The sequence below is a fragment of the Nocardia sp. NPDC004151 genome (genome assembly GCF_042874235.1).
Classification (GTDB): domain Bacteria; phylum Actinomycetota; class Actinomycetes; order Mycobacteriales; family Mycobacteriaceae; genus Nocardia.
Genome location: NZ_JBIAMR010000031.1, coordinates 1 through 23,438, shown reverse-complemented (window position 1 = coordinate 23,438; position 23,438 = coordinate 1). Strand labels below are relative to the sequence as shown.

The 23,438-nt window shown below is 67.7% G+C and carries 20 protein-coding genes and 1 pseudogene; 13 read left to right on the top strand and 8 right to left on the bottom strand.

All coding sequences use genetic code 11. The annotated features are described in order from the left end of the window. The 4 genes and pseudogenes from ACFYTS_RS36260 to ACFYTS_RS36245 form a co-directional block, all read left to right on the top strand. Positions 1-201: pseudogene (locus tag ACFYTS_RS36260) on the top strand (long-chain fatty acid--CoA ligase); the annotation flags it as partial. Between the two features lie 6 nt (positions 202-207). After that, entirely contained in the window at positions 208-1,953 is a 1,746-nt protein-coding gene (locus ACFYTS_RS36255; protein WP_357289463.1) for an amidohydrolase family protein, read from the top strand. Further along, the gene (locus ACFYTS_RS36250; protein ID WP_357289460.1) at positions 1,950-2,729 is read left to right on the top strand and encodes an SDR family NAD(P)-dependent oxidoreductase; all 780 of its coding nucleotides are present in this window, start codon (positions 1,950-1,952) and stop codon (positions 2,727-2,729) included. Before ACFYTS_RS36255 ends, ACFYTS_RS36250 begins: the two co-directional genes overlap by 4 nt. Positions 2,730-2,739: 10 nt before the next feature. Next, positions 2,740-3,654, top strand: a complete 915-nt coding sequence (locus tag ACFYTS_RS36245; RefSeq protein ID WP_387309723.1) for an SDR family NAD(P)-dependent oxidoreductase — start codon at positions 2,740-2,742, stop codon at positions 3,652-3,654. On the opposite strand, the gene ACFYTS_RS36240 is transcribed toward ACFYTS_RS36245, so the two are convergent. Then, positions 3,635-4,216, bottom strand: a complete 582-nt coding sequence (locus ACFYTS_RS36240; protein ID WP_387309722.1) for a helix-turn-helix domain-containing protein — start codon at positions 4,214-4,216, stop codon at positions 3,635-3,637. The two genes, ACFYTS_RS36245 and ACFYTS_RS36240, sit on opposite strands and share 20 nt — an antisense overlap. Positions 4,217-4,402: 186 nt before the next feature. Here ACFYTS_RS36240 and ACFYTS_RS36235 point away from each other — a divergent pair, with 186 nt between their 5' ends. From ACFYTS_RS36235 to ACFYTS_RS36200, 8 genes are all read left to right on the top strand, one after another. Continuing rightward, entirely contained in the window at positions 4,403-6,490 is a 2,088-nt protein-coding gene (locus ACFYTS_RS36235; protein WP_387309721.1) for a CocE/NonD family hydrolase, read from the top strand. Positions 6,491-6,745: 255 nt separating this feature from the next. Next, entirely contained in the window at positions 6,746-7,147 is a 402-nt protein-coding gene (locus tag ACFYTS_RS36230) for a hypothetical protein (protein WP_357289449.1), read from the top strand. Between the two features lie 84 nt (positions 7,148-7,231). After that, a complete protein-coding gene (locus ACFYTS_RS36225) occupies positions 7,232-8,083 on the top strand; it encodes an SGNH/GDSL hydrolase family protein (protein WP_357289446.1) in 852 nt (283 codons plus the stop codon). A 175-nt stretch (positions 8,084-8,258) separates the two neighbouring features. Continuing rightward, a complete protein-coding gene (locus tag ACFYTS_RS36220) occupies positions 8,259-8,666 on the top strand; it encodes a hypothetical protein (protein WP_387309720.1) in 408 nt (135 codons plus the stop codon). 38 nt (positions 8,667-8,704) lie between these two features. Further along, positions 8,705-9,610 (top strand): SGNH/GDSL hydrolase family protein, encoded by a 906-nt coding sequence (locus ACFYTS_RS36215; RefSeq protein ID WP_357289441.1) that lies wholly within the window; start codon positions 8,705-8,707, stop codon positions 9,608-9,610. After that, positions 9,607-10,959, top strand: coding sequence for an acyltransferase family protein (locus tag ACFYTS_RS36210; protein ID WP_387309719.1), 1,353 nt, complete (start codon positions 9,607-9,609; stop codon positions 10,957-10,959). Before ACFYTS_RS36215 ends, ACFYTS_RS36210 begins: the two co-directional genes overlap by 4 nt. 154 nt (positions 10,960-11,113) lie before the next feature. Next, positions 11,114-12,649, top strand: a complete 1,536-nt coding sequence (locus ACFYTS_RS36205) for an alkaline phosphatase family protein (RefSeq protein ID WP_387309718.1) — start codon at positions 11,114-11,116, stop codon at positions 12,647-12,649. A gap of 100 nt (positions 12,650-12,749) precedes the next feature. Beyond that, positions 12,750-13,400: a hypothetical protein gene (locus ACFYTS_RS36200; RefSeq protein WP_387309717.1), complete on the top strand. Its 651-nt coding sequence runs from the start codon at positions 12,750-12,752 to the stop codon at positions 13,398-13,400. Between the two features lie 186 nt (positions 13,401-13,586). On the opposite strand, the gene ACFYTS_RS36195 is transcribed toward ACFYTS_RS36200, so the two are convergent. From ACFYTS_RS36195 to ACFYTS_RS36165, 7 genes are all read right to left on the bottom strand, one after another. After that, positions 13,587-13,892 carry a hypothetical protein gene (locus ACFYTS_RS36195; RefSeq protein ID WP_387309716.1) on the bottom strand — a complete coding sequence of 102 codons (306 nt, stop codon included), beginning with the start codon at positions 13,890-13,892 and terminating at the stop codon, positions 13,587-13,589. A 107-nt stretch (positions 13,893-13,999) separates the two neighbouring features. Further along, positions 14,000-14,734 (bottom strand): respiratory nitrate reductase subunit gamma, encoded by a 735-nt coding sequence (gene narI, locus ACFYTS_RS36190; RefSeq protein WP_357289428.1) that lies wholly within the window; start codon positions 14,732-14,734, stop codon positions 14,000-14,002. Continuing rightward, positions 14,731-15,411, bottom strand: a complete 681-nt coding sequence (narJ, locus tag ACFYTS_RS36185) for a nitrate reductase molybdenum cofactor assembly chaperone (protein WP_387309715.1) — start codon at positions 15,409-15,411, stop codon at positions 14,731-14,733. The genes narI and narJ overlap by 4 nt, the downstream gene beginning before the upstream one ends. Further along, complete coding sequence (locus tag ACFYTS_RS36180; RefSeq protein ID WP_387309714.1) at positions 15,408-15,602, bottom strand: hypothetical protein; 195 nt, start codon at positions 15,600-15,602, stop codon at positions 15,408-15,410. The genes narJ and ACFYTS_RS36180 overlap by 4 nt, the downstream gene beginning before the upstream one ends. Next, complete coding sequence (gene narH, locus ACFYTS_RS36175) at positions 15,599-17,314, bottom strand: nitrate reductase subunit beta (RefSeq protein WP_357289466.1); 1,716 nt, start codon at positions 17,312-17,314, stop codon at positions 15,599-15,601. Before narH ends, ACFYTS_RS36180 begins: the two co-directional genes overlap by 4 nt. 10 nt (positions 17,315-17,324) lie before the next feature. After that, the gene (locus ACFYTS_RS36170; RefSeq protein ID WP_387309713.1) at positions 17,325-21,056 is read right to left on the bottom strand and encodes a nitrate reductase subunit alpha; all 3,732 of its coding nucleotides are present in this window, start codon (positions 21,054-21,056) and stop codon (positions 17,325-17,327) included. Positions 21,057-21,361: 305 nt separating this feature from the next. Next, complete coding sequence (locus tag ACFYTS_RS36165; protein ID WP_387309712.1) at positions 21,362-21,973, bottom strand: hypothetical protein; 612 nt, start codon at positions 21,971-21,973, stop codon at positions 21,362-21,364. A gap of 254 nt (positions 21,974-22,227) precedes the next feature. Between ACFYTS_RS36165 and ACFYTS_RS36160 the strand changes: the two genes are divergently transcribed. After that, positions 22,228-23,438: DUF222 domain-containing protein (locus ACFYTS_RS36160; RefSeq protein ID WP_387309711.1), on the top strand; the 1,211-nt coding region annotated here is incomplete at its 3' end.

The following is a 23,438-nucleotide window of genomic DNA, read 5'->3' as shown; positions in this document are numbered from 1 at the left end:
CACGAGGACCTCGGCCAGGAGGTGGCCGCCATCGTCGTGGTCGACGATCCGCAGACCCTGACCGAGGACGAGCTGCGCGACCACGTGGCCAGGCAGCTGGCCTACTTCAAGGTGCCCGCCCGCTGGCTGGTCACCGCGGATCCGCTGCCGCGCAACGCCACCGGCAAGGTGCTGCGCCGCGACCTCACCATGGGGAAGTGAATTCCTGTGTACGACACCATCATCAAGAACGGCCGCTGGTTCGACGGCACCGGCGCGCCGTCGGCCATCCGCAATCTCGGCATCCGTGACGGCCGGGTGGCGACGGTCTCGGCCGCACCGCTGGACGAAACCGATTGCGGGCGAGTCATCGACGCGACCGGCCGCTGGGTCATGCCCGGCATGATCGACATCCACACCCACTACGACGTGGAGGTGCTGCTCGACCCGACGCTGTCGGAGTCGCTGCGGCACGGCGTCACCACGCTGCTGCTGGGCTCGTGCTCGCTGTCCGCGGTGCACGTCGGCGGCTCCGACGCCGGTGACCTGTTCGGCCGGGTGGAGGCGATTCCGCGGCAGTACGTGGTCGAGTCGGTGGACTCGTTGAAGACCTGGAACAGCGCGCACAGCTATGTGCAGGCGCTGGAGTCGCTGCCGCTGGGCCCGAATGTGGCCTCGTTCATCGGGCATTCGGACATCCGGACGGCGCAGCTGGGGTTGGAGCGGGCCACCGATCCCGACGTCAAGCCGACCGAATCCGAGATCGCGGCCATGGAGCACAAGCTGACCGAGGCGCTGGACGCCGGATTCGTCGGCATGTCCTCGCAGCAGCTGCTGTTCGACAAGCTGGACGGCGAGGTGTGCCGCTCGCGGACGCTGCCGTCCACCTACGCCACCGCGAAGGAACGCCGGCGGCTGAATCGCATTCTGCGCGACCGCAAACGCGCGTTGCAGGGCGGCCCGGACGTGGCCAAGCCGCAGAGCATGATCGGCATGGCGGCCAGCAGCCTGGGCTTCTTCCGGCCCAAGCTGAAGGTGAGCCTGCTCTCTGCCGCCGACATCAAGGCGATCCCGGGCGTGGTGAAGGTCTTCCCATTGCTGGGCAAGATCATCAACGGCCTGGGTGGCGACTTCCGCTGGCAGCATCTGCCGGTGCCGTTCGAGGTCTACTCCGACGGCATCGACCTGCCGGTGTTCGAGGAATTCGGTTCCGGCGCGGCGGCTCTGCACCTGTCCAATCAGCTGGAGGAGCGGCACGAGCTGTTCCAGGATCCGGAGTACCGGCGCTGGTTCCGCAAGGACTACGACAAGAAGTGGGGCCCGCGCGTGTGGCACCGCGACTTCTTCGACGCCGAGATCACCGAATGCCCCGATCCGAGCGTGGTCGGCAAGACCTTCGGCCAGGTCGGCGTGGACCGCGGCGGCATCCACCCGGTGGACGCCTTCCTCGATCTGCTGGTCGAGCACGGTCCGAAGGTGCGCTGGCGCACGACCATCTCCAACCACCGTCCCGAGGTGCTGAACGCGCTGGCGGCGGATCCCAGTGTGCAGCTGGGCTTCTCGGACGCGGGCGCACATCTGCGGAACATGGCGTTCTACAACTTCGGGCTGCGGCTGCTGAAGCGAGTGCACCAGGCACAGCAGGCGGGCACGCCGTTCATGACCATCGAGCACGCCGTGCACCGGGTCAGCGGCGAGCTGGCCGACTGGTACGACCTGGACGCCGGGCATCTGCGGGAGGGTGACCGGGCGGATGTGCTGATCATCGATCCGGCGCACCTGGACGACAGTCTGGAGTCCTACGCGGAGAACCCGGTTCCCGAGTACGGCAACCTCTCCCGCATGGTCAACCGCAACGACGAGACCGTCACCGCGGTCCTGGTCAACGGCGAGTACGTGTTCGGGCTGGGCGAGAAGGCCGAGACGCTCGGCAAGGACCGCACCGGCGAGTTCCTGAAGGCGGGTGCGCGATGAACGCACGCAGGTTCGACGGCCGCACCGCGGTCGTCACCGGCGCGGCCTCCGGTATCGGCGCGGCCATCTCGGCCGCGCTGATCGCCGAGGGCGCGAATGTGGTCGGCTTGGACCTCGACGAGGCCGGACTGGGCAAGCGGGCAGCCGAACTCGGCGACGCCTTCGTCCCCGCGGTCACCGACGTCACCGACGAGGACCGGGTGGAGGCCGGAATCGCGGTCGCCGCATCGCGTTTCGGAGGTCTGCACGCCGCCTTCAACTGCGCGGGCGCGTCCCGTATCGGCGCGGTCACCGACCTCACCGAGGCCGACTGGGACTTCACCATCGACCTCATCCAGAAGAGCGTCTTCCTGTGCACCAAACACGAAGCGCGCCTCATGAAGTCGACCGGCGGCGGCTCGATCGTCAATATCTCGTCCCTGGACGCCCGGGTCCCCATGCCCGGCGGCAGCCCGTACTCCACGGGTAAGGCGGGTGTGGTCATGTTCTCCAAGAACGCGGCCCTGGAACTGGCGCCGCACCGCATCCGGGTGAACGCCGTGCTCCCCGGTCTGGTCGACACCCCGCTGGTGGCGGCGGTCATGGGGTATGAACCCGCGAAACAGATGTTCCTGGACCGAATTCCGATGGGCGCGCCCGCGACCCCGGAACAGATCGCGGGCCCATGTCTGTTCCTCGCCTCCGACGAGGCCTCCTATGTCACGGGCATCGACATGGTGGTGGACGGTGGCTGGGAACTGAGCAATTTCCCCAACCTCGCGAAGCTCGCGGGCTGAGCGGTACGCGATGAACACCGACGAGGTCATCGCCGGAATCGACCTCACCGGTCGCGTAGCCCTGGTCACGGGAACCACGGGCGGTCTCGGAGCCGAGACCGCCCGTGCCCTCGCGGCCGCCGGCGCCACGGTCCTGCTCGCCGCGCGGAACACCGCCGCCGCGGGCACGGTCGCGGCCGGTATCCGGACGCGGTTTCCCCGTGCGACAGTCGATGTCGTCGGGCTGGACCTGAGCGATCTCGGCAGCGTCCGCGCGGCCGTGCGGGCCGTCGCCGAGCGCGCGCCCGCGCTGCACCTGCTGATCAACAACGCCGGGGTGATGTACACGCCGTTCGGCCACACCGCCGACGGCTTCGAATCGCAGTTCGGCACCAACCATCTCGGCCACTTCGCGCTGACCACCGGACTGCTGCCCGGGTTGTCGGCGGGTGCGGATCGATCCGGTGTCGCGAGCCGCGTCGTCACGGTGTCCTCGGCGGCGCATCACGCGTATCCGGCCGACCTCGACGACCCGAACTTCGAGCGCCGCGAGTACGACAAGTTCGCGAGCTACGGCCAGTCCAAATCGGCGAACGTCCTGATGACGGTGGAACTCGCCGCGCGGGGCGCGGACCGGGGCATCCACGCCTACGCCGTCCACCCGGGCGTCTGCGCCACCGACCTGTCCCGGCACATGTCCCGCGCCGACTTCGCCGAGATGCGCGAGCTCACCACCCGCAACCCCTCGGCAGTGACCACCCTGAAGTCGATCCCGGAAGCGGCCGCGACCTCGGTCCTGGCGGCGACCGCCCCCGGCCTGACCGCGCATTCGGGCGCCTACCTCGCGGATTGCGCTGTGGCCCAGGCCAGTCCGCACGCCACCGATCCGGCCACCGCCGCGGCCCTGTGGGAGCTCTCCGACCGCCTCATCGCCCCGGCGTCGTAGTTCGGTCGACACCGGTCCCGGCCCGGCGTGGTTCGACTTCGCGGGCCGCGTTCCGGACCTGCTGCGGCGTCCGGCCGTACCAGCGGCGCACCGCCCGGGTCAGCGCGGACTGTTCGCGCAGCCCGATGAGAGTGGTGATGCGGCTCATCGGCAGATCGGTCTCGCACAGCAGCCGGTGCGCGATATCGCGACGGGCCTCGTCCAGCAGCGCCGTGAAAGTCGTTCCCTCGGTGGCCAATGCGCGTTGCAGGGTGCGCTCGTGCACCGTGAGCATGCGGGCCACGGTCTCGATGTCGGCCCGGGATTCGAGCAGGGCGCGGTCGATGGCCGCCCGGACCCGCGCGGCCGTGGTCCGGGCGGGGCCGGGGTAGTTGCGGTCCAGGAACTCCATGGCGACTTTGAGTGCCCGGCCCAGGGATTCGGCGGGAACCAGGGCGTCGCCGTCGGCGATGGCCTCGGGGGTGATCCCGAATCGCCGGAGCAGGGCCGCGCCGTCGCCGCCCAATTCGTCGATGAGTTCGCGGTATCCACGCAGGCTCGCCGCGCGCGCCATGATCGCCATCGGCCGGTCGCCCTCCCACCGGTTCGTGTCTGCGCCGGGATCGTAACCCAGCCCGCCGACTGTCTGGGACGGAATGGCCGAATGGGGTTGTCGCGCTGGGGTAAAACGATGTCGTGCTGGGGCGAGTCGCTATTACCGGCCAGTAGCAACAATCTGTCCCAACAACGGTGCGAGAGGTGGGACTCAATGCTGAAGGCGCGATGGCGAACCCGGAGATCAGCCGGGAAGGTGCTGGTGATCCTGGCCGCGGTGGTGGCGGGAACGCAGTTCCTCGCCCCGATGGCCGTGTCGGACACCGCACTCACCGGGATCGACGGCGGCCCGTACGCGGCGGGCTGGACCGCCGCGGTGGACGGACCGCAGCCGCACAACGGGATCGGCCCCGATCTCGCCGTGCCGATCACCATGTCCGACGGCGTCGTGCTGAAGGCCGACATCATTCATCCCGCCGACAACGGCCGTGTCCCGGACGGTCGTCGGCCGGTGATCCTCCAGATGCAGGGATACGGCAAGCTGCCGCTGCTGATCGGCGAGGCGGTGCTCAGCGCCGCGGACGGCCTCGGCATCAAAGAGCCGCTGGAGGCGTGGGCCGCGTCGCTGAATCTGCCGGGCGTCGGAGTGGACGGCCTGTTCGACATGACCCGGCAGCTGGATTCGGGCGCCCTGGAGGCGGCCGCGCAGGACTGGGCGCTCGCCGAGGCCGGATACACCCTGGTGCAGGTCGATACCCGGGGCACCGGCACGTCCGAGGGCGCCTGGCAGGTGTTCGGCGACCGGGAGAAGCAGGATGTCGCCGAGGTGGTGGACTGGATCACCCGCCAGTCCTGGAGCGACGGAACCGTTGGGGCCATGGGGATCTCGTTCACCGCGATCACCGCGCTGGAGGCCACCGACCGGATGCCGCCGGGCCTGAAGGCCGTCTTCGCCTACGAGGGCAGCGCCGACATCTTCACCGATATCGCGGGCCCGGGCGCCGCGGTGGGCGTCGGCTTCCTGGTGCCGTGGCTACTGGGGGTCAACGCGCTCAAGATGATTCCGGACGTGACCGCGCTGCTGGTCGGAAAGTTCGATCCCGCACAGCAATCCCGCTGGCTGCGCGACCGCCTCGCCGATCCGCTGACCCTGGTCGATATGGTCGTCAACGGCTACACCGCCATGACCCCCGACCAGCTGACCGCGCGGACCCGCGAACTGGTGGACCCGAATTCGGGCTTCCGGCGCGGCCTGAAGACCGACATCACCCACATCCGGGTGCCGACCTTCATGGTGGGCGCGTGGTTCGACATCTTCGGCACGACGCCCACCGACACCTTCGCCGCCATCCCGCTGCCGCCCGAGCAGAAGAAGCTGATCATGGGCGACGGCTACCACCTGGGTTCCGGCGTCGGCGGTTTCGGTCATCCGGGCATGCCGCCGCGCCTGGATGTGTTGCAGCGGGCCTGGTTCGACCACTGGCTGCGTGGAATCGACAATGGCGTGGACAGATTCACGCCGCTGATCGTGAAGCAGCAGGGCGGCGGCTGGACCGACGCGCCCGAGTTCCCGCGCGCGGACGCCGTCCACCGCCGGATGTATCTGAACGACATCCCGTCCGGCACCGGTCCGGGCTCCCGCTACGACGGCGGCCTGTCCGCAGACCCCCGGCAGTCGGCCGTGCGCGATCTGACGGTCACCCCGGCGCTGTCGAGCCTGTGCGGCCGCGACGCCGCCCGCATCACGGCGGGCCTGACCGCGATTCTCGACCTGTGCACCAACGATTCCCGCGTCTGGGAGAACGACGGCCTCTCCTTCACCAGTGGCCCGGTGTCCGCCCCGACCACGGTGTCCGGCCCGATCAACGTCCACCTGAACGTGGTCGAGGACGCCGCCGACGGGTACTGGGTCGCGACCGTCAACGATGTTGCCCCCGACGGTGCCTCGCACGAGATCGCGACCGGCCAGTTGGTCGCGTCCATGCGTTGGATCGACGAGGACGCGAGCCTCCGCTCCGCCAACGGCGACTACACCGAACCCCACTACTACCTCGACCTGGATCGGCGGCAGCAGACCGTCCCCGGGGTCCCGGTCACCCTCGATATCGCCCTGACCCCGATCGAGGCCGTCCTCCAGCCGGGCCACCGCCTCCGGGTGGACGTCTACGCGAGCAATTTCCCCAAGGCCCTCCCGCCGATGATCTTCCTCGCCGATTCCGGGCTGAAGCCCGAGCATCTGCGGCTGGACCCCGACGCACCCAGCTGGGTGAACCTCCCGTCGACGGTCGCGATCCCGGACTAGTTCCGCGGCGCGCCGAGGGTCCGGGGCTCGCTGGGGGGTAGCCCCGGACCACTGGGTGGGATAGTTTCGGGTGCCGGCCGACTGGAACCGGTGGTTGCGGGTACGGTTTGCCTGATCAGGGCGGACCGGATCCGAAGCCCCCAGTAGTCGGGGCCAGTTTTCCGAATCCGGGCGGGTGGGGGTGGCTGGTTTTGTACACTCCCCGCTGAAGTGAACATCTATCACTTCAGTTTTGAGCTCCGATTCGAGGTACTGATGAAGTCTGCTACACCAGGGGTGTTCGCCGTTCGTGCCGCCGCGGCAGTGCTCGGCGGTGCGTTGTTGTTCGCGGGGGTCACGGGGTGCGGCAGCGACAAGTCCTCAGAGGGTTCACCGACCGGTGGTGCGGTGGTGTCGTCGGCGGTGAAGGCCACGGGCGCGCCCGCGCCCACCACGACGGCCGCCGCTCCGGCTCCCGCGCCCGCCGAGTCTCCCGCGCCGGCACCCGCGGCCACCGAACCGGCCGCCCCGCAGCCCGCCGCGCCGGAAGCCCCCGCGCCGCAGCCGGTCGCCCCGCAACCGGTGGCGCCCAAGCCCGCTCCGCAGGTCGAGCAGCCCGCGAAGCCCGCCCCGCCCACCCTGGACGCACCGGGCTTCGAGCCCCGCGCCGGATACTGAGAGAGCTGGACTAGTCAGTTGCTGGGCAAGAATGGACGGTGGCTGTGTGCTGCCGTCGTCGCGGTGGCGGCCTCGGTCTCCGCGATGAGTACCACTCCCGCCGGCGCCGATCCGGGCGCCGAGGGCAGAGAGCTTGTGACCCTGGGCGATTCGTTCTCGGCGAACGCCTGGGACTTCATGGACGGCGACAACACCTGTCAACGCCATGGGAAGACCGCCTGGCCGGTGCAGCTGGCCGAGCTGATGGGCGTGCACGGCACCGACCGGGTCTCGGATCCGTCCTGCCCGGGTTCATCGATCGACAGCGGGCCGGGCTGGACCATGGCCCAGCAGGCGCAGCGGGCCGACAAGGAAGGCGCGTTCGGTCCCAGAACCAAGCTGGTGACGCTGCAGTTCAGCCTCAACGACAAGTGGGGCAAGAACGATCAGACGCTGTGGGGGTCGCTGCAGAAGTGCGTGTTCAACCTGCCGCTCGGCTGTGACCCCGAGGCCATCGACGAGAACCGTTTCCCCGACTACACCGGGGTCTCCGGCGCACTGATGGCCAAGCGCATGAGCAACGCGATCACCTACATCAAGTACTACGCGCCGAACGCGAAGATCGTCCTCGTCGGCTACCCGGAGCTGTTCACGCCGGGCACCAGCACGGTCTGCCTCAGCATCGGCGGCGTCGCGCCCTTCATCCAGTCGCGGGGCCGCGCGGTGGTCGAGTACTTCGACCGCATCGACAAGGCGGAGCGAGAAGCCGCCCAACTACTCGGGATCGAGTTCCTCGATGCCCGCGGGCTCACCACCGGTCATGGGCTCTGCTCGTCGCAGCCGTGGCTGAACGGTGTGTTCGACCCCCGGACAGATCTCGACGGTCTGTTCTTCCATCCGTCCACCCAGGGTGACACCGTCGTCGCCCGTGCCATCTACGACCGCTACGGTCACTGACCGTGTGCACAGCCGGTTATCGACGGTTTGTCCGTCGGTAGCTACTCGTCGAGTCTGCTGGTTGCGCAGGGGTTTTGCAGTTTGCCGAACTCCTGTCGCGGCTCTCGCAGCCTCTTGTACACTCCGCGCAAAAGTGAAAAATCCGCAGTTCAATTTGCGATACGAGGGTTCCAACATGAACATCCGCATCACCGGCAAGTCGACCGCTCGCGCCACCGTGGCCGCCATCGGTTCCGTCCTGCTCATCGGTGGACTCGCTGCGTGTGGCAGCGACAAGGCCACCGACTCGCCCGCCACCACGACCACCTCCGTGGTCGCCCCGGCGAGCAGTTCGGCCGCTCCCGCGAGCAGCGCGGCCCCCGCGCCCGCCGCCCCGCCGGCCACCACCGAGGCCCCCAAGGCCGAGGCCCCCAAGGCCGAGGCCCCCGCCCCGGCGCCCGCGCCGCAGGTCGAGGCCCCCGCGCCGCAGCAGGTCGCGCCGCAGCCGGTCGCGCCCAAGCCCGCGCCGCAGGTTGAGGCGCCTGCCAAGCCCGCGCCGCCGACGCTGGACGCCCCCGGCTTCGAGCCTCGCGCAGGGTACTGACGAACCAGCGCAGGTTCTGAAAGACGGAGAAAGAGCACGTGTCGGGAAACAACGGACGGTGGCTGTGCGCCGCGGTGATGGCAGTCGCCGCGGCCATGGCGGGAACTTCGGGGGCACAGGCGGATTCGACTCCGCAAGGTAGAGAACTGGTCATTCTGGGTGACTCGTTCACCGCGAACGGGTGGGACCCGTCGGGGCAGGACAAGACCTGCCAGCACGGCGCCACCGCCTGGCCGGCGCAGCTGCAGGACCGCTTGGGCCTGCGCGGCGACGGACAGGTGTGGAACCAGTCCTGCCCGGGCGCGTCGATCGACACCGGGAACGGCTACATCCTGAAGGTCCAGGCGAGCAACGCCGACAAGGCGGGCGCGTTCGGTCCGAAGACGAAGCTGGTCACCCTGCAATTCGGTCTCAACGATGTGTGGGGCGACTCCTCGAAGTCGCCGTGGGACTCGATGCAGGCCTGCTTCTACGACCCCGCGGGCGGCTGTGGGGCCGACGCGGTGGCCGACGGCCGGATGGCCGACCCGAAGAACGTGACCGGCGCCGAGTACGCCGCACGGATCAGCAAGGTCGTCGCCTACGTCCGTTATTACGCCCCGAACGCGCGCATCGTGATCGTCGGGTATCCGGAGTTGTTCACGCCCGGCCAGGACGCGATCTGCTTCGACATCGCCGGTTTCGAGATCGGCCAGCCCCGGGGTCGTACGGTCGTCGACTACCTCGATCGCTTCGATCAGGCGCAGCGGGAAGCCGCGGCGCTGTTGCAGATCGAGTACCTCGACAGCCGCGCGCTCACCCGCGGGCACGGTCTGTGCACACCTGACCAGTGGGTCAACGGCGTGTTCGACCCGAAAGTCAATGTCGCCGGTCTGCCGTTCCATCCGGCTCCGCAGGGCGACGCCGTGATTGCCAACGCCCTGCAGGAGAGGTACGCCCGATGACCCGACCACCCGAAGTCGTGCCCGGCACGCGGGAGGACCCCACCGCGCTCGCGGTGGAGTCCTTCTCCACCCAAGTGATCCAACCGGCGCCCGCGGCGCGCCCTGTCGACACCGCCGCGCCCGCCGTCGAATCCGTCGTCGAGCGGGCCGACCGGGTCCGCCCCCCGCTGCCGTCGCTGACCGGCGCGCGCTGGTGGGCGGCGTTCGCGGTGTTCGTGCTGCACGCGCTGGTGTTCCTGCCGGTGTACCCGTTCCAGAAGTCGGAGATGTTCCGCAACATCCACGCCTGGATTCCGATGCAGCTCGGCGCGGCGGGTGTGACCTTCTTCTTCGTGCTGTCGGGCTTCATCATCTACTGGTCGTTCCGGCCGGGCATGGCGAAGGGCGCGTTCTATCGCCGTCGCGTGCTGAAGATCTACCCGTCGCATCTGCTGGCGGCCGCCGCGTTCATCGTGGTGGCGAGCGTGCCGCTGCACCGCGCGGTGGTGTGGGTGCCGAACCTGCTGCTGGTGCACACCTACGTGCCGAAGTGGACCACGGTCGGCGGCCTGAACGTGCCGTCCTGGTCGCTGGCCGCGGAAATGCTGTTCTACCTGAGCTTCCCGCTGGTGCTGCCGCTGATCATGAAGATCCCCACGCGCCGGCTGGTGCTGGCGGCGGCGGTCCTGCTGCTGGGCATCGCCGCCCTGCACACCTCCTACTTCCTGTTCTTCGACGGCCCCAAGGGCATCGCGAACGCCTTCGCGCCGCGGCTGGTCCCGGGCACCACGTCGCCGTACTACGAGCTGCACGCCTCCCCGGCGTGGTTCCAGCAGGCGAACATCCCGGTGTCGCTGTCGTATTGGCTGAGCTACACCTTCCCGCTGTCGCGCCTGCCGGAGTTCTTCCTCGGCGTGCTGGCCGCGCGCATGGTGCTGGAAGGCAAGTGGCGCAACACCAACCTGCTGTGGCCGATGGTCGCCCTGACCATCTCGTACGCGTTGACCTGGGTCGTGCCGGTGAACTACAAGATGTCGGTTCTGATGCTGGCCCCGATGACCGCGGTGGTCGCCACCATGGCGAACCGTGACCTGCACGGCATCGGCAAGGTCAACTCCCATCCGCGCATGGTGTGGCTGGGCAACATCTCCTTCGCCTTCTATCTGATCCAGTTCCCGGTCATGGTGCTGATCACCCGATACCTGATCGGCGGCAAGGAGTTCGGCGTCGTCGGCTGGGCGGGCTTCGCGGTGCTGAGCCTGGTGGTGTCGACGGTGATCGCGGCGGCGCTCTACCACTGGGTGGACCTGCCGATCATGAACAACTTCGCCCGCTCCAAGAAGAAGAAGCCCGCGAAGGTCGCCGCCTAGCCGGGCAGTACGTGTCGCACAACCGCTTCCGCCTATTGGTCGAATGACCAATAGGCGGTTCGCGTTCATCACCCGGTCACTGTGGGGCGGGTGGCTCGACATCTGAAACGTGTTCCATTCGGGTCGCATTTGTCACGACCTGTAAGGAACAGCTATGCGCCACAACGGCGTTCGACAACACCTCGGCAAGGCCCTCGCCCTCTCGGCGGCGGCCGCATTGTCCGTCCTGAGCGGCTCGGCCGTCACCCCCACCGTGGCGCAGGCCGCGGTCACCAGCCCGAACCTGATCGTGGACGGCGATGCCGAGGCGGTGGCGCAGTGCTCACCCAAGGGCCTCGACGGCATGACGCTGCCGGGGTGGAGGATCGTCAAGGGTGAGCCGAACGCGGTGTGCTACGGGCAGTCCGGGTGGCCCGGCCCGTCCTCCACCGGCCCCTCGAACCGGGGCTCGAAGTTCTTCACCGGCGGCGGCACCGGCAACTCCGAGATCGATCAGACCATCGACGTCTCGGGTGCGGCCGCAGCCATCGACGGGGGTGGGGTGAGCTTCGACCTGAGCGGCTGGCTGGGCGGCTACGGCGCGCAGATGGACAAGGCGAGTCTCACCGCGACCTTCCTCAACGGGTCGGGCGGCAAACTGGGGTCGGCCGACGCCGGCAGCGTGAGCAGCATCGACCGCGGCTTCAATACCGAACTGCTGCAGCGTGATGCGAAGGGCACCCTGCCCAAGGGCACCCGCGCGGTCACGGTCGACGTGTACTTCACCTGGACCAACGGCGACACCACCGACGGCTACGCCGACAACCTGTCGTTCACCATCGGCGCACCGCTGCCCGCCCCGGCGCTGACCGCCCCCGCCACCACGGTCCCCGGCTACGACCACGTCTTCATGGTCTACCTGGAGAACCAGGACTACGACGGCCTCACCGGCATCATCGGCAATTCCGCGGCCCCGTATATCAACGGCCTGCGGTCCCAGGGCGCGACGCTGACCCAGTCCTACGCCACCACCCATCCCAGCGATCCGAACTACGTCGCGCTGGCGGCGGGCGGACTGTACGGGCTGGTCGACAACAGCGTCACCACCACGACCCTCAACGCCCGGCACATCGGCAACAGCGCGGACGCGGCGGGCAAGACCTGGAAGGGATACGCCGAGGACGCCAACGGCAACTGCGACCAGACCGCGCACGGCGAGTACTACCAGGACGACCTGCCGTTCCTGTACTTCCAGAACATGAAGTCCGATCCGGGCTACTGCGCCGCGCACCTGCAGCCGCTCACCCAGATGACGACCGACCTGCAATCTACCGCCACCACACCGAATTTCGTGTGGTTCGCGGCCAACGAGTGCCACAACATGGAGGGCTGCGGCGTCTCCTCGGGTGACAGCTGGCTCGGCGCGACCGTGCCCGCGATCCTGAACTCCCCGGCCTGGAAGCAGCAGCGCTCGCTGCTGATCGTGACCTTCGACGAGGGCTTCGCCAAGCTCTTCGGCCCGCTCTACTCGAACCGGGTGCCGACCATCGTGCTCGGCTCGCAGAACTCGGTGAAGGCGGGCTTCAACAGCTCTCAGCGCACCGACCAGTACGGCCTGCTCCGCACCATCGACACCGCGCTGGGCCTGCAGCCGCTCACCAATAACGACCGTTACGCGGCCACGGTGAACGACATCTATTCCGGCCACTGACATCTGGCCCCGGGCGCGGCGTGTTCGGTACGACTCGCCGCGTCCAGGGTGGATGGGGGAGGTGCGGGATTCTGTCGGTCCGCACCGCTAATCTGCGGGGATGGTCAAACCGGAATCGGCACTGCGGCGCTTGATGCGCGATACGGGGAAATTGTTGCAGCCGTACGGTTTCGAGGGGGCCGAACCCACCTGGACGCGGGTGCTGCCGGACGGTGTGGCCACCATCGCCCGGACCCGCACCTTCCGCACCTTCACCGGCGGGCAGCAGGTGCTGCGCTTCGGCCTGGGCGCGTGGGTGACCCCGGCCGCCTGGCAGGAATTTCGTATGTGGCGCACCGAGCGCTACGGTCTGCGGCCCCTCGCCCCCGAGGCGGCCACCGGTCCGGGCCTGCTCCCCGGCGAGGGCCTGCCCGGTGAATCCGGCGACCTGTGGTCGGTGCGGCTGGATCGCTACCAGCCGGGCCATGTCCAGCCCGAGGACATCGAGGCGATCCGTGCCGAGCTGCCCCGCCGCGTGCACGCCCACGCCCGCCGGGCGCTGCGCCTGCTCGAACCCGACAGTTACCTGGAAGAGCTACTGGCCCAGCCGAATCCGCGCCTCGAGACCTGGGAGGCGATCGTGGTGCTGCTCGCCGGCCAGGGGCCGGACCCGCGGCTGGACGCGGCCCTGGACCACCTGCGGGACCAGCCCGGCACTCAGGACGTCATGGAGTTCATCGCCGCTCGCACCCTGTCGAGCCGGTCCGCGTAGAAGAACACCCGCCCGCAGCCGGTACAGAGCAGGGCGAGCAGGTCCGACAGGGGCCGCCCGCCATTGCGCCGGACCAGATACATATCCATGCTGCCGCTTACCAGGACCCGGCGTTCACCGCAGTCGGGGCAAGGCGTTTCCTGCGGCGTGACCCGCTCGGGCTCGGAAATTTTCGAGGGCACCCGGCTATTGTCGCCCGGCCGACTTCTGATATTCGCGCCATGCCTTCTGCGTGTCGGTCAGTTTCGGCCTCGGTGTGCGATTGCGGAAGAAATTCACCACCATCACGACCGGCAGAATGAACGCCTGGAAGAAGATCAGGTAGGAGTCGCCGTCGAAGAGGAAGGCGAGGTAGAAGGCGTAGCCGAGGTAGATCGCGCCGAAGACGGCTTCGATGGTGCGCGCGGTGTTGCTCTGGCCGTCGCGGACCGAGGCGAGCGCCAGCATGATCACCCCGCTGAGCGCGAGCAGACCGACATACCAATTGAACATGGATTCCCCCGAAGACAATTCAGGCCCGACCAGTCGGTTGGACCGGGCCGAACGATAACACCGGGGAAAACCGGGCGCCACCGATAAATCGGTGAACGCCCGGTGTCTCAACGGCGCGGAATGGCCGGGGTTTCCCAGGCTTTCGCGTAGCGCTTCTTGTCCGCTGACTTGTCCGGCTTGCTGCGGTAGACCACGTACGGCCGCACCAGGTAGCCGACCGGCGCGGAGAACATGTGCACCAGACGGGTGTAGGGCCAGAAGGCGATGAGCGCCAGCACGACCAGCCCGTGCAGCTGGAAGGTCCACGGCGTGCCGACCATCAGCTCCGGCTCCGGATGCAGGGTGAACAGGCTGCGGAACCACGGCGACACGGTTTCGCGGTAGTTGTAGGTGCCCCACAGCAGGTTGCTGCCCCAGGTGTTGAGCAGGCCGGTGACCAGCGCCGCGGTCAACAGGACGTACATGACCTTGTCGTTGGCCGAGGTGGCCTGTCGGACGGCGGATACAGTGAGGCGGCGGTAGGCCAGGATGGCGACGCCGATGATGACCGCCAGTCCCGCGACCGAGCCCGCCGACACCGCGACCACGTGGTATGCCTCCTCGGAGATGCCGACCGCGGTGGTCCACGACTCCGGGATGAGCACACCCAGCACATGCCCGCCGATCACCCCGAGCATGCCGAAGTGGAACAGCGGGCTGCCCAGCTCGAGCAGCCGCGACTCGTGGATCTGCGAAGACCGTGTGGTCCAGCCGAACTGGTCGGTGCGGTAGCGGTACAGGTGGCCCAGCACGAACGAGGTGAAGGCGATGTAGGGGAGCATCAGCCAGAGCGCGGAGCTCATCGGCGGGCCTCCGTTCCGGAGAAGGCGAGCGGGTCCATGGCGAAGGGGTCGAGGCCGACCTCTTCCTCCGGCGGGCCCTGGGCGGCGAGTTCGGCGATGCGCCGGCGGTCGGCGGTGGTGACCGGTGGCAGGGTCGCCACCACCGACGCCAGCACCCCGGCGTAAGGAGATCCGCTGTCGGAAAGCGACAACCGCAGCAGTTCCAGGACCGGGACGTGTTCGCCCAGCAGCCGTTCGCCGCCGATCGGGTCGACGGTGGCGGCGAATTCGAGCAGCACGGGCAGGTGGTCGGGCAGTTCCTCGTCGCCGAGTTCGACCCCGGCGTGCCGGTAGGCGTGCTTGAACCGCAGCAGCGCCATCCCGCGCTTGCGGGTGTCCCCGTAGGCGTAGAAGGTCAGGTGCAGGCTGGCCCGGCGGCGCATGTCGAAGGTCTCGACGTACTCCTGGGCCAGGGCGATCGGGTCGCCGGTACGCAGGTGGGTGAGGAACCCGGCCAGCAGCGGGCGCACCGAGTGCGGCAGTTCCGCGGCGGCGGCGTCGAGTTCGTCGAGCAGCGAGAGGGTCTGCGCGTTCGGGTAGTCCAGCAGCAGCGCGCTCAGCCGCCACACCAGCCGCCGGTCCCGCTCGTTCATGGCGACGGCGGGCTCGGGGCGGCGGCGCAGTTTCAGCAGACTCATCGCGGTGTCCCGGTGGATTCCGTTGCGGTGCCGCCGGTTTCGGCGTTGGCGTCGAGCTCGTCGATCAGCGCGCGGGTGCGCGGGTGCGGATAGTCGAGCGACAGCGCGTCCCGTCGCCACACCTCACGCCGGTCGTTGTCGCTCGCGGTGACGGCGGGTACGGAGCGCCGCCGCAGTCTGAGCAGGTTCATCGCGCCGCTCCTGTCGGTTCGGGCTCGATCGATTCGGTGTCGACGGCCGCCGGCGCCGGTGCGGGGGTGTGGTGCCCATTTCCATTGGCTCCATTGCCATTACCGACGGCGCCGTTGCCGTTGGCGGACGTGGGCACCAGCCCGCTGGTGCTCTTGCCGTCCCAGTTGAGCAGGTTGATCCGGTTGGACTTCTGCTCGGGCGCGGCGGCACCGTTGGTATCGGTGAGGTGGAACTTGTCGGCCATGTAGTCGAAGGCCGTCATGCCCGGGCCGCCGTCGGTATCCAGGGAGCAGCCGGTGGCGAGCGAATCCAGCTCGTGCGCTTTGGATGTCGCGCCGGACGGGATCACGTAGCGGTGTTCGTACTTGGCGATGGCGAGCAGCCGGTACATGGCCTCGATCTCCTCGGGCTCCAGGCCGACCGCGTCCGGGATGGACAGGTCGGGTTCCTGGCCGAGATTGATCGAGCGCATGAACGACCGCATGCCCGCCAGCCGCTGCAGGGAGGCGCGCACCGGGCCGATCTCACCGGCGGTGAACAGTTCGGCCAGGTACTCCAACGGAATTCGCAGCGCGTCGATCGCTCCGAACAGGTTGTTGTGGTTCTCGCCGTCGTGGCCGGTCTGGGTGAGGGTGTCGACCACCGGCGACAGCGGCGGCACGTACCAGACCATCGGCATGGTGCGGTATTCCGGGTGTAGCGGCAGTGCGATCTGGTAGTCGACGATCAGCTTGTAGACCGGCGAATCCTGCGCGGCGGCAATCCATTCCGGCGAGATCCCGGCCCGTTCGGCCTCGGCGATGACGCGCGGGTCGTGCGGGTTGAGGAACACGCCCAGCTGCGACGGGTACAGGTCCTGGTCGTTCTCGACCGAGGCGGCCTCGAGCACCTTGTCGGCGTCGTAGAGCATGACGCCGATGTAGCGCAGGCGCCCGACGCAGGTCTCCGAGCACACGGTCGGAATGCCGACTTCCACACGCGGGTAGCAGAAAGTACATTTCTCCGCTTTGCCCGTCTTGTGGTTGAAGTAGATCTTCTTGTACGGGCAGCCGGTCACGCACTGCCGCCAGCCGCGGCACTTGTCCTGATCCACCAGCACGATGCCGTCCTCGGCGCGCTTGTAGATCGCGCCGGAGGGGCAGGACGCCGCGCAGGACGGGTTGAGGCAGTGCTCGCAGATGCGCGGCAGGTAGAACATGAAGGTCTCTTCGAACTCCAGTTTCACCTGCTCGGACAGCTTGGCCAGCAGCGGGTCCTTGCCGACCTGCTCGGGACCCGAACCCAGCGAGTCGTCCCAGTTCGCGCCCCAGGTGACCTTGGTGTCCTCACCGGTGATCAGCGACTTGGGCTTGGCCACCGGGGTGGTGTCCATCTGCGGGGCGGACAGCAGGTTCTCGTAGTCGTAGCTCCACGGGTCGTAGTAGTCCGACACGGTGGGCAGGTCCGGGTTGGCGAAGATATTGAGCAGCCGCTTCATCCGGGAGCCGGACTTGAGCGTGAGGCGGCCCTTCTTGTCGAGGGTCCACCCGCCCTTCCACTTCTCCTGGTCCTCGTAGCGCCGCGGATAACCCTGCCCGGGACGGGTTTCCACATTGTTGAACCACACGTACTCGGTGCCCGCGCGGTTGGTCCAGGCCTGCTTGCAGGTGACGCTGCAGGTGTGGCAGCCGATGCACTTGTCCAGGTTCATGACCATGGCGAGCTGAGCCATGACGCGCATATCAGTACTCCACTTCCTGCGAGCGTTTCCGAATCGTGGTGACCTCGTCGCGCTGATTTCCGGTGGGGCCGTGGTAGTTCAGCGCGAACGACTGCTGCGCGTAACCGCCGATGAGATGCGAGGGCTTGATCATGATCCGGGTCAGCGCATTGTGGATGCCACCGCGCTTGCCCTTGCCGACCTTGGTGTTCTCGCTGCCTTCGATGCGGGGGACGTTCACCGCGCGGTCCTGGGCGTGATACATGAACACGGTGCCCTCGGGCATGCGGTGCGAGACGATGGCGCGCGCCACGACGATGCCGTTGCGGTTGATCGCCTCGATCCAGTCGTTGTCGGCGACGCCGATCTTCTTGGCGTCCACGTCCGACATCCAGATCGCCTGCCCGCCACGCGAAAGCGTGAGCATGTGCAGATTGTCCTGATATGCGGAGTGGATGGACCACTTGGAGTGCGGCGTCAAATACCGAACGGTCACCCCGTTGCCATCGACATTGCCGATGCCGGGTTCGGCGAACAGCGCGCTCATGTCCAGCGGCGGCCGGTAGATCGGCAACTGCTCGCCGAGCTCCATCATCCAGTCGTGGTCGAGGTAGAAGTGCTGGCGGCCGGTGAGGGTGTGCCAGGGCTTGGACCGCTCGACATTGATGGTGAAGGGGGAGTAGCGGCGTCCGCCGGTCTCGCTCCCGGACCATTCCGGTGAGGTGATCACCGGAACGGGCCGGGCCTGCGTGTCGGCGAAGGTGATTCGCTTACCCTCGTGTTCGGCAGCCAGATCGGCCAGCTCGGTTCCGGTGCGCTCTTCGAGCGCATGGAACCCTTCCACCGCGAGCCGGCCGTTCGTGGTGCCGGACAGTGCCAGGATCGCCTCGGCCGCGTGGGTGTCCTTGGCCAGAGACGGACGGCCCTGCGCGACACCGGAAACCACCGTGCCGTTCACGCCGCGCAGGTAATCTACCTCGGCATCGGGAATTGTGGTGACACCCTTCGTGGTGAGTCCCAGGGTTTCCACGAGCGGTCCGAGCGCGGCCATCTTCTCCGCGACCTTCGGATAGTCGCGTTCGACGACAACAAGTTTCGGCATGGTGACACCTGGAACCGGCTCGCATTCACCATATTTCCAGTCCAGTACCCTGCCACCGGCCTGTGCCATGGCGTCGGCGGTGTCGTGCTGCAACGGCATCGCGACCAGGTCCTTGCGCACGCCGAGATGCTTCTCGGCCAGCCACGAGAACCCGCGAGCGATGCGGTGGAAGGCCTCGAAATCGGTCTTGGCCTCCCACGGCGGGGAGATGGCCGGGGTGAAGGCGTGCACGAAGGGGTGCATGTCGGTGGAGGACAGGTCGTGCTTCTCGTACCAGGTGGCGGCCGGGAACACGATGTCGGAGAACAGGGTCGTGGACGTCATGCGGAAGTCCATCGACATCAACAGGTCCAGTTTCCCGGTGGCGGCCTCGTCGCGCCATTCCAGTTCCTGCGGGCGAATGCCGGTGGCCTCGGTGGTCTGCAGATTGGAATCGGCGCCGAGTAGATGCTTGTGGAAGTACTCGTTGCCCTTACCGGACGAGCCGAGCAGGTTGGCGCGCCACACGGTGAGGACACGCGGGAAGTTCTCGGGCGCGTCGGGATCCTCGCACGCGAAGCGCAGATCGCCCGATTTGAGCCCGTCGACCACGTAGTCGGCGGGCGCCTTGCCCGCCGCGTCCGCCTCGTCGACCAGGTCCAGCGGATTGCGGTTCAGCGTCGGGTAGGACGGCATCCAGCCCAAACGCGAAGCGAGCGCGATATTGTCGGCCGCCGTCCGCCCGGCGAACGCACCCTTGCTCAGCGGCGAGGCGAACGATTCGCTGGTGAACGGGTCGTAGCGCCACTGGTTGTTGGCCAGGTACCAGAACACTGTGCCCTGCATCTGACGCGGCGGCCGCTGCCAGTCGGAGGCGAAAGCCAGTGTGGCCCAGCCGGTCACGGGACGGCACTTCTCCTGGCCCACGTAATGCGCCCAGCCGCCGCCGTTCACGCCCTGGCAGCCGGTGAGCAGCGTCAAGGTGAAGAAGGAGCGGTAGATCTGGTCGCTGTGGAACCAGTGGTTGGTGCCCGCGCCCATGAGGATCATGGACCGGCCCCGGGAACGCTCGGCATTGTCGGCGAATTCGCGGCCGAGTCGTTCGGCCTGTTGGGCGGGGACGCCGGTGATCGACTCCTGCCAGGCGGGAGTGTAGGGCTGAGTCGCATCGTCGTAGCCGGTCGGCCAATTGCCGGGCAGGCCGGACCGACCGACGCCGTACTGCGCCAGCAGAAGATCGAACACCGTCGTCACCCGTCGCCCCGCGATGACGGTGGTCGGCACGCCGCGGGTGAGGACAGCCGCATCGCTGCCCGCGGAGAGCCCGTCGAAGCGGGGGAACTGCACGGCCGCAACATCATCGGTGCGGCCGTACAGGGTCAGCAGGGGATCGATGTCCCCCAGATCCAGATTCCAGCGGCCCTTGCCCGCTTCGTTGAAGCGGTGGCCGAGGGAACCGTTGGGCACCCGGGGAGCGCCGTCCGCGTCCAGCAGGACGGTCTGGTGCTCCACGCCCTCACCGGTGTGGCCGAGATCCGCGGCGGTGAGGAACTTGCCGGGGGTGAAGGTGTGGCCGCTGTAGTCACCGGCGGTGTCCCAGCCGCCGTCGTGCTCGTCCAGCGCCACCAGGTACGGCAGGTCGGTGTAACGCTTGACGTAGTCGTCGAAGTAGGGAGTCTGCTTGTCCAGGAAGAACTCTCGCAGCACCACGTGACCCATGGCCATGGCCAGGGCGGCGTCGGTGCCGGGACGGGCGGGCACCCACTCGTCGGCGAACTTGGTGTTGTCGGCGTAGTCGGGGGAGACCACCACGACCTTCTGGCCGCGGTAGCGGGCCTCGGTCATGTAGTGCGCGTCCGGGGTCCGGGTGACCGGGACGTTGGAGCCCCACATGATCAGGTATCCGGCGTCGAACCAGTCCGCGGACTCCGGCACGTCGGTCTGGTCGCCGAAGACCTGCGGGGAGGCGACGGGCAGGTCGGCGTACCAGTCGTAGAACGACAGCATGGAGCCGCCGATGAGCGAGATGAACCGCGCGCCCACCGCGTGCGACACCATCGACATGGCGGGAATGGGGGAGAAGCCCGCGACCCGGTCCGGGCCGTACTTCTTGATGGTGTGCACGTGCGCGGCCGCGGCGATCTCGGCGGCCTCCCACCACTCGGCGCGGACGAAACCGCCCTTGCCGCGCGCGGATTTGTAGGACTTGGCCTGGTCGGCGTCCTCGACGATGGACTCCCACGCCAGCACGGGATCCTTCAGCCGCTCCTTGGCCGCGCGGTACAGCTCGAGCAGCGCGCCGCGCACGTACGGGTAGCGGATGCGCGCGGGGGAGTAGGTGTACCAGGAGAACGACGCGCCACGCGGACAGCCGCGCGGTTCGTACTCCGGCTTGTCCGCGCCCACGCTCGGGTAGTCGGTCTGCTGCGACTCCCAGGTGATGACCCCGTCCTTGACGTAGATCTTCCACGAGCAGGAGCCGGTGCAGTTCACACCGTGCGTGGAGCGCACCACCTTGTCGTGCGACCAGCGGTCCCGGTAGAACTCGTCGGCCTCGCGGCCACCGGTCTTGTGCAGGGTGCGCAAGTCACCGGACACCTCACCGCGGTTGAAGTACTTCCCCAGTCGAAGCAGCGCATCGGCGGACGAGTGTCCGTTCTGCGTGATGGTCATGACGCCCCCTTCGAGCTGGAAAACCGGGCTGCTGGCTCGACTGTAGGGACGTCGGGGGAGGCGTCAAAACGGTTTGCTCACAATGCTCGAAACGGATTTGTGAGCTGTGAGATCGCCGCAATGTTCCGGTCACTGAGGGGTAGCGGCCGGGGTCACACGCTCCGGTCGCGACCTGGGAAAACCCTCCCGCGCCCGGTGAAACGTGTTCCCGCGAAGGTGTTTCGGACCAGTGGCGGTGAAGCTTCCGAAACGGTTGGTTCTCGCTTACTTAATATTTGTTAACACACCTTTTGATTGCTGGATGATTACCGGGGCCGTTTGAACCAGGCCGCGGAACCGGACTGGGCGAGCAGGATCACGATCACCAGGCTGGCGATCAGCCCGAGCAGGCCCGGAGGCTGCTTCGCACCCACGCCGCCCAAACCGATGACCATCTCGATGGAGGCCAGGGCGAGCGCGGTGGTTCGCGTCCCGCCGCTCCCGTTCCGGAAGCCGAGGGCGACCACGCCGAGAATCATCGGGAACAGGTAACCGAAGCACATCGCGCCGGCGGCACCCGCTCCGGCAATCACGCCCGCCAGCACGGTCAACGCCAATCCCAGACCGCCGAAGATGAACGAGATCACCTGTGCCGCACGGACCGAACCCGGCATGGTGGCCGGGAACTGGGGGAACTGGCCGTACGGGTCGTACCCATACGGGCCCGGGGCCTGACCGTAGGGAGCGAACCCGTACTGGGGTGCGTTGCCGTACTGGGGTGCGGTGCCGTATTGGGGAGCTGTACCGTTCGGAAACTGTCCCTCTGACGGAGGCGGCGGCATGGGTGGCATCGGTGCCTGGGGGTCCCAATCCGCGGGGGCTTGCTGCGGCATCGCACCCGGCTCTCCCGCATTGGCCTGAATCTTGTTGAAATCCACCGACATCTCCCCGTGTGTACTGCGTCCGAAAACGATCCTTCGGACTATCGCGGCGGCAACCCTAACAGCGGGGTACGGATATGGAGGGCGGCTATAGAGATTCGCCGGCCGATCGACTGATTCGGCGACCTATTTGGAACCGTATCCGAAATGGATGACGATGGGCTGGTACGGTATCGTCAAATTGTCGAAATATGAAGGGAAGCCGGACATTTCGGGTTCCATGGGCAATCATGTGGGCGTAATATGGAGGCATGGATTCGGATGGGGTGACACTCGACGACTGCGGTATCGCCGAACTGGCGGCCGCGGTCTCGACCCTGACCGAATCCGTGCAGGGTGGGAAGATGGCGGACTTTTCCAACGAGGATGTTGTGTCGTTGATGCGGCAGCTCGAAACCTGCAAGCGTCAACTCGCCGCACTCGATACCCGTTTGATCATCGAAGCCGGAGAACGGTCGCTGCACTCACGCAGCGGCGCGGGCAAGATGGTGCCGTTCCTGCGCCACACCCTCGGACTCTCCCGCTACGACGCATCCGTGCGGGTGAAGATCACCCACCACTGCGGCGAATTCGTCCAGCAGACCGGACACATCGCCCCGCCGGTACTTCCGGTGACGGCCGAGGCATTCGCAACCGGCGAGATCTCGCGTGATCACGTGCGCCACATCCTGGATGTGATGAACCACCTGCCCGTCGATGTCCCTGTCGAGGCACGGGCCGAGGCTGAACAGATCCTCGTCGACTACTCGCGTCATGGGTGGCCGGATGATCTGTTGAAGATCGGCCGCGACATCCTCGCCAGCCTCGATCCCGACGGGAAAGTGGTGTCGGACGCTGATCGTCGTCGCCGTCGCGGGATCACCCTGTGCCGTCCCGGTGTGGACGGTATGACGCGCATCGAGGGGTGGATCACCCCCGAACTGCGTGCCTGCCTGGATGCGGTGTTCGCCAAGCTCGCTCGTCCCGGCATGTGCAACGTCGAGGACCCCGAAAGCCCTTCCGCTACAGGTGGGTTCATCGCGGACAGCATCCTCGATGCTGCCGCGCGCCGGGATCGTCGTGACGCCGGGCAGCGGACCCATGACGCTCTGCTGGCGTTGGTGCAGCCGGGTGTGAACATGCGGACGCTGGGCATGCACCGTGGCCTGCCGGTCGAGGTCGTGCTCACCATGAGCCTGACCGACCTGGAGAACGGGACCGGGGTTGCGACCACCGCGTCGGGCACCCAGATCTCGATCAACGAGGCCCTGAAGATGGCCGAAGGAACCCGCCCGGTGATCGCGGTCCTCGACGGCGACGGGATGCCGCTCTACCTGCGGCGCTCCCGACGCACCGCCAACCGAGCCCAACGCCTCGCGCTCCTGGCCCGGGACAAGGGTTGTACTCGCCCGGGTTGTGAACAACCCGCCAACATGTGCGCCGCCCACCACGTCAATGATTGGGCCAAGGGCGGGCCCACCGA

What these genes read in the sequence shown, in the direction of transcription:
- ACFYTS_RS36250 (WP_357289460.1), top strand. Translation starts at nt 1,950, where the DNA reads ATGAACGCACGCAGGTTCGACGGCCGCACCGCGGTCGTCACCGGCGCG.
- ACFYTS_RS36245 (WP_387309723.1), top strand. Translation starts at nt 2,740, where the DNA reads ATGAACACCGACGAGGTCATCGCCGGAATCGACCTCACCGGTCGCGTA.
- ACFYTS_RS36240 (WP_387309722.1), bottom strand. Translation starts at nt 4,216, where the DNA reads ATGGCGATCATGGCGCGCGCGGCGAGCCTGCGTGGATACCGCGAACTC.
- ACFYTS_RS36235 (WP_387309721.1), top strand. Translation starts at nt 4,403, where the DNA reads ATGCTGAAGGCGCGATGGCGAACCCGGAGATCAGCCGGGAAGGTGCTG.
- ACFYTS_RS36230 (WP_357289449.1), top strand. Translation starts at nt 6,746, where the DNA reads ATGAAGTCTGCTACACCAGGGGTGTTCGCCGTTCGTGCCGCCGCGGCA.
- ACFYTS_RS36225 (WP_357289446.1), top strand. Translation starts at nt 7,232, where the DNA reads ATGAGTACCACTCCCGCCGGCGCCGATCCGGGCGCCGAGGGCAGAGAG.
- ACFYTS_RS36220 (WP_387309720.1), top strand. Translation starts at nt 8,259, where the DNA reads ATGAACATCCGCATCACCGGCAAGTCGACCGCTCGCGCCACCGTGGCC.
- ACFYTS_RS36210 (WP_387309719.1), top strand. Translation starts at nt 9,607, where the DNA reads ATGACCCGACCACCCGAAGTCGTGCCCGGCACGCGGGAGGACCCCACC.
- ACFYTS_RS36205 (WP_387309718.1), top strand. Translation starts at nt 11,114, where the DNA reads ATGCGCCACAACGGCGTTCGACAACACCTCGGCAAGGCCCTCGCCCTC.
- ACFYTS_RS36200 (WP_387309717.1), top strand. Translation starts at nt 12,750, where the DNA reads ATGGTCAAACCGGAATCGGCACTGCGGCGCTTGATGCGCGATACGGGG.
- ACFYTS_RS36195 (WP_387309716.1), bottom strand. Translation starts at nt 13,892, where the DNA reads ATGTTCAATTGGTATGTCGGTCTGCTCGCGCTCAGCGGGGTGATCATG.
- narI (WP_357289428.1), bottom strand. Translation starts at nt 14,734, where the DNA reads ATGAGCTCCGCGCTCTGGCTGATGCTCCCCTACATCGCCTTCACCTCG.
- narJ (WP_387309715.1), bottom strand. Translation starts at nt 15,411, where the DNA reads ATGAGTCTGCTGAAACTGCGCCGCCGCCCCGAGCCCGCCGTCGCCATG.
- ACFYTS_RS36180 (WP_387309714.1), bottom strand. Translation starts at nt 15,602, where the DNA reads ATGAACCTGCTCAGACTGCGGCGGCGCTCCGTACCCGCCGTCACCGCG.
- narH (WP_357289466.1), bottom strand. Translation starts at nt 17,314, where the DNA reads ATGGCTCAGCTCGCCATGGTCATGAACCTGGACAAGTGCATCGGCTGC.
- ACFYTS_RS36170 (WP_387309713.1), bottom strand. Translation starts at nt 21,056, where the DNA reads ATGACCATCACGCAGAACGGACACTCGTCCGCCGATGCGCTGCTTCGA.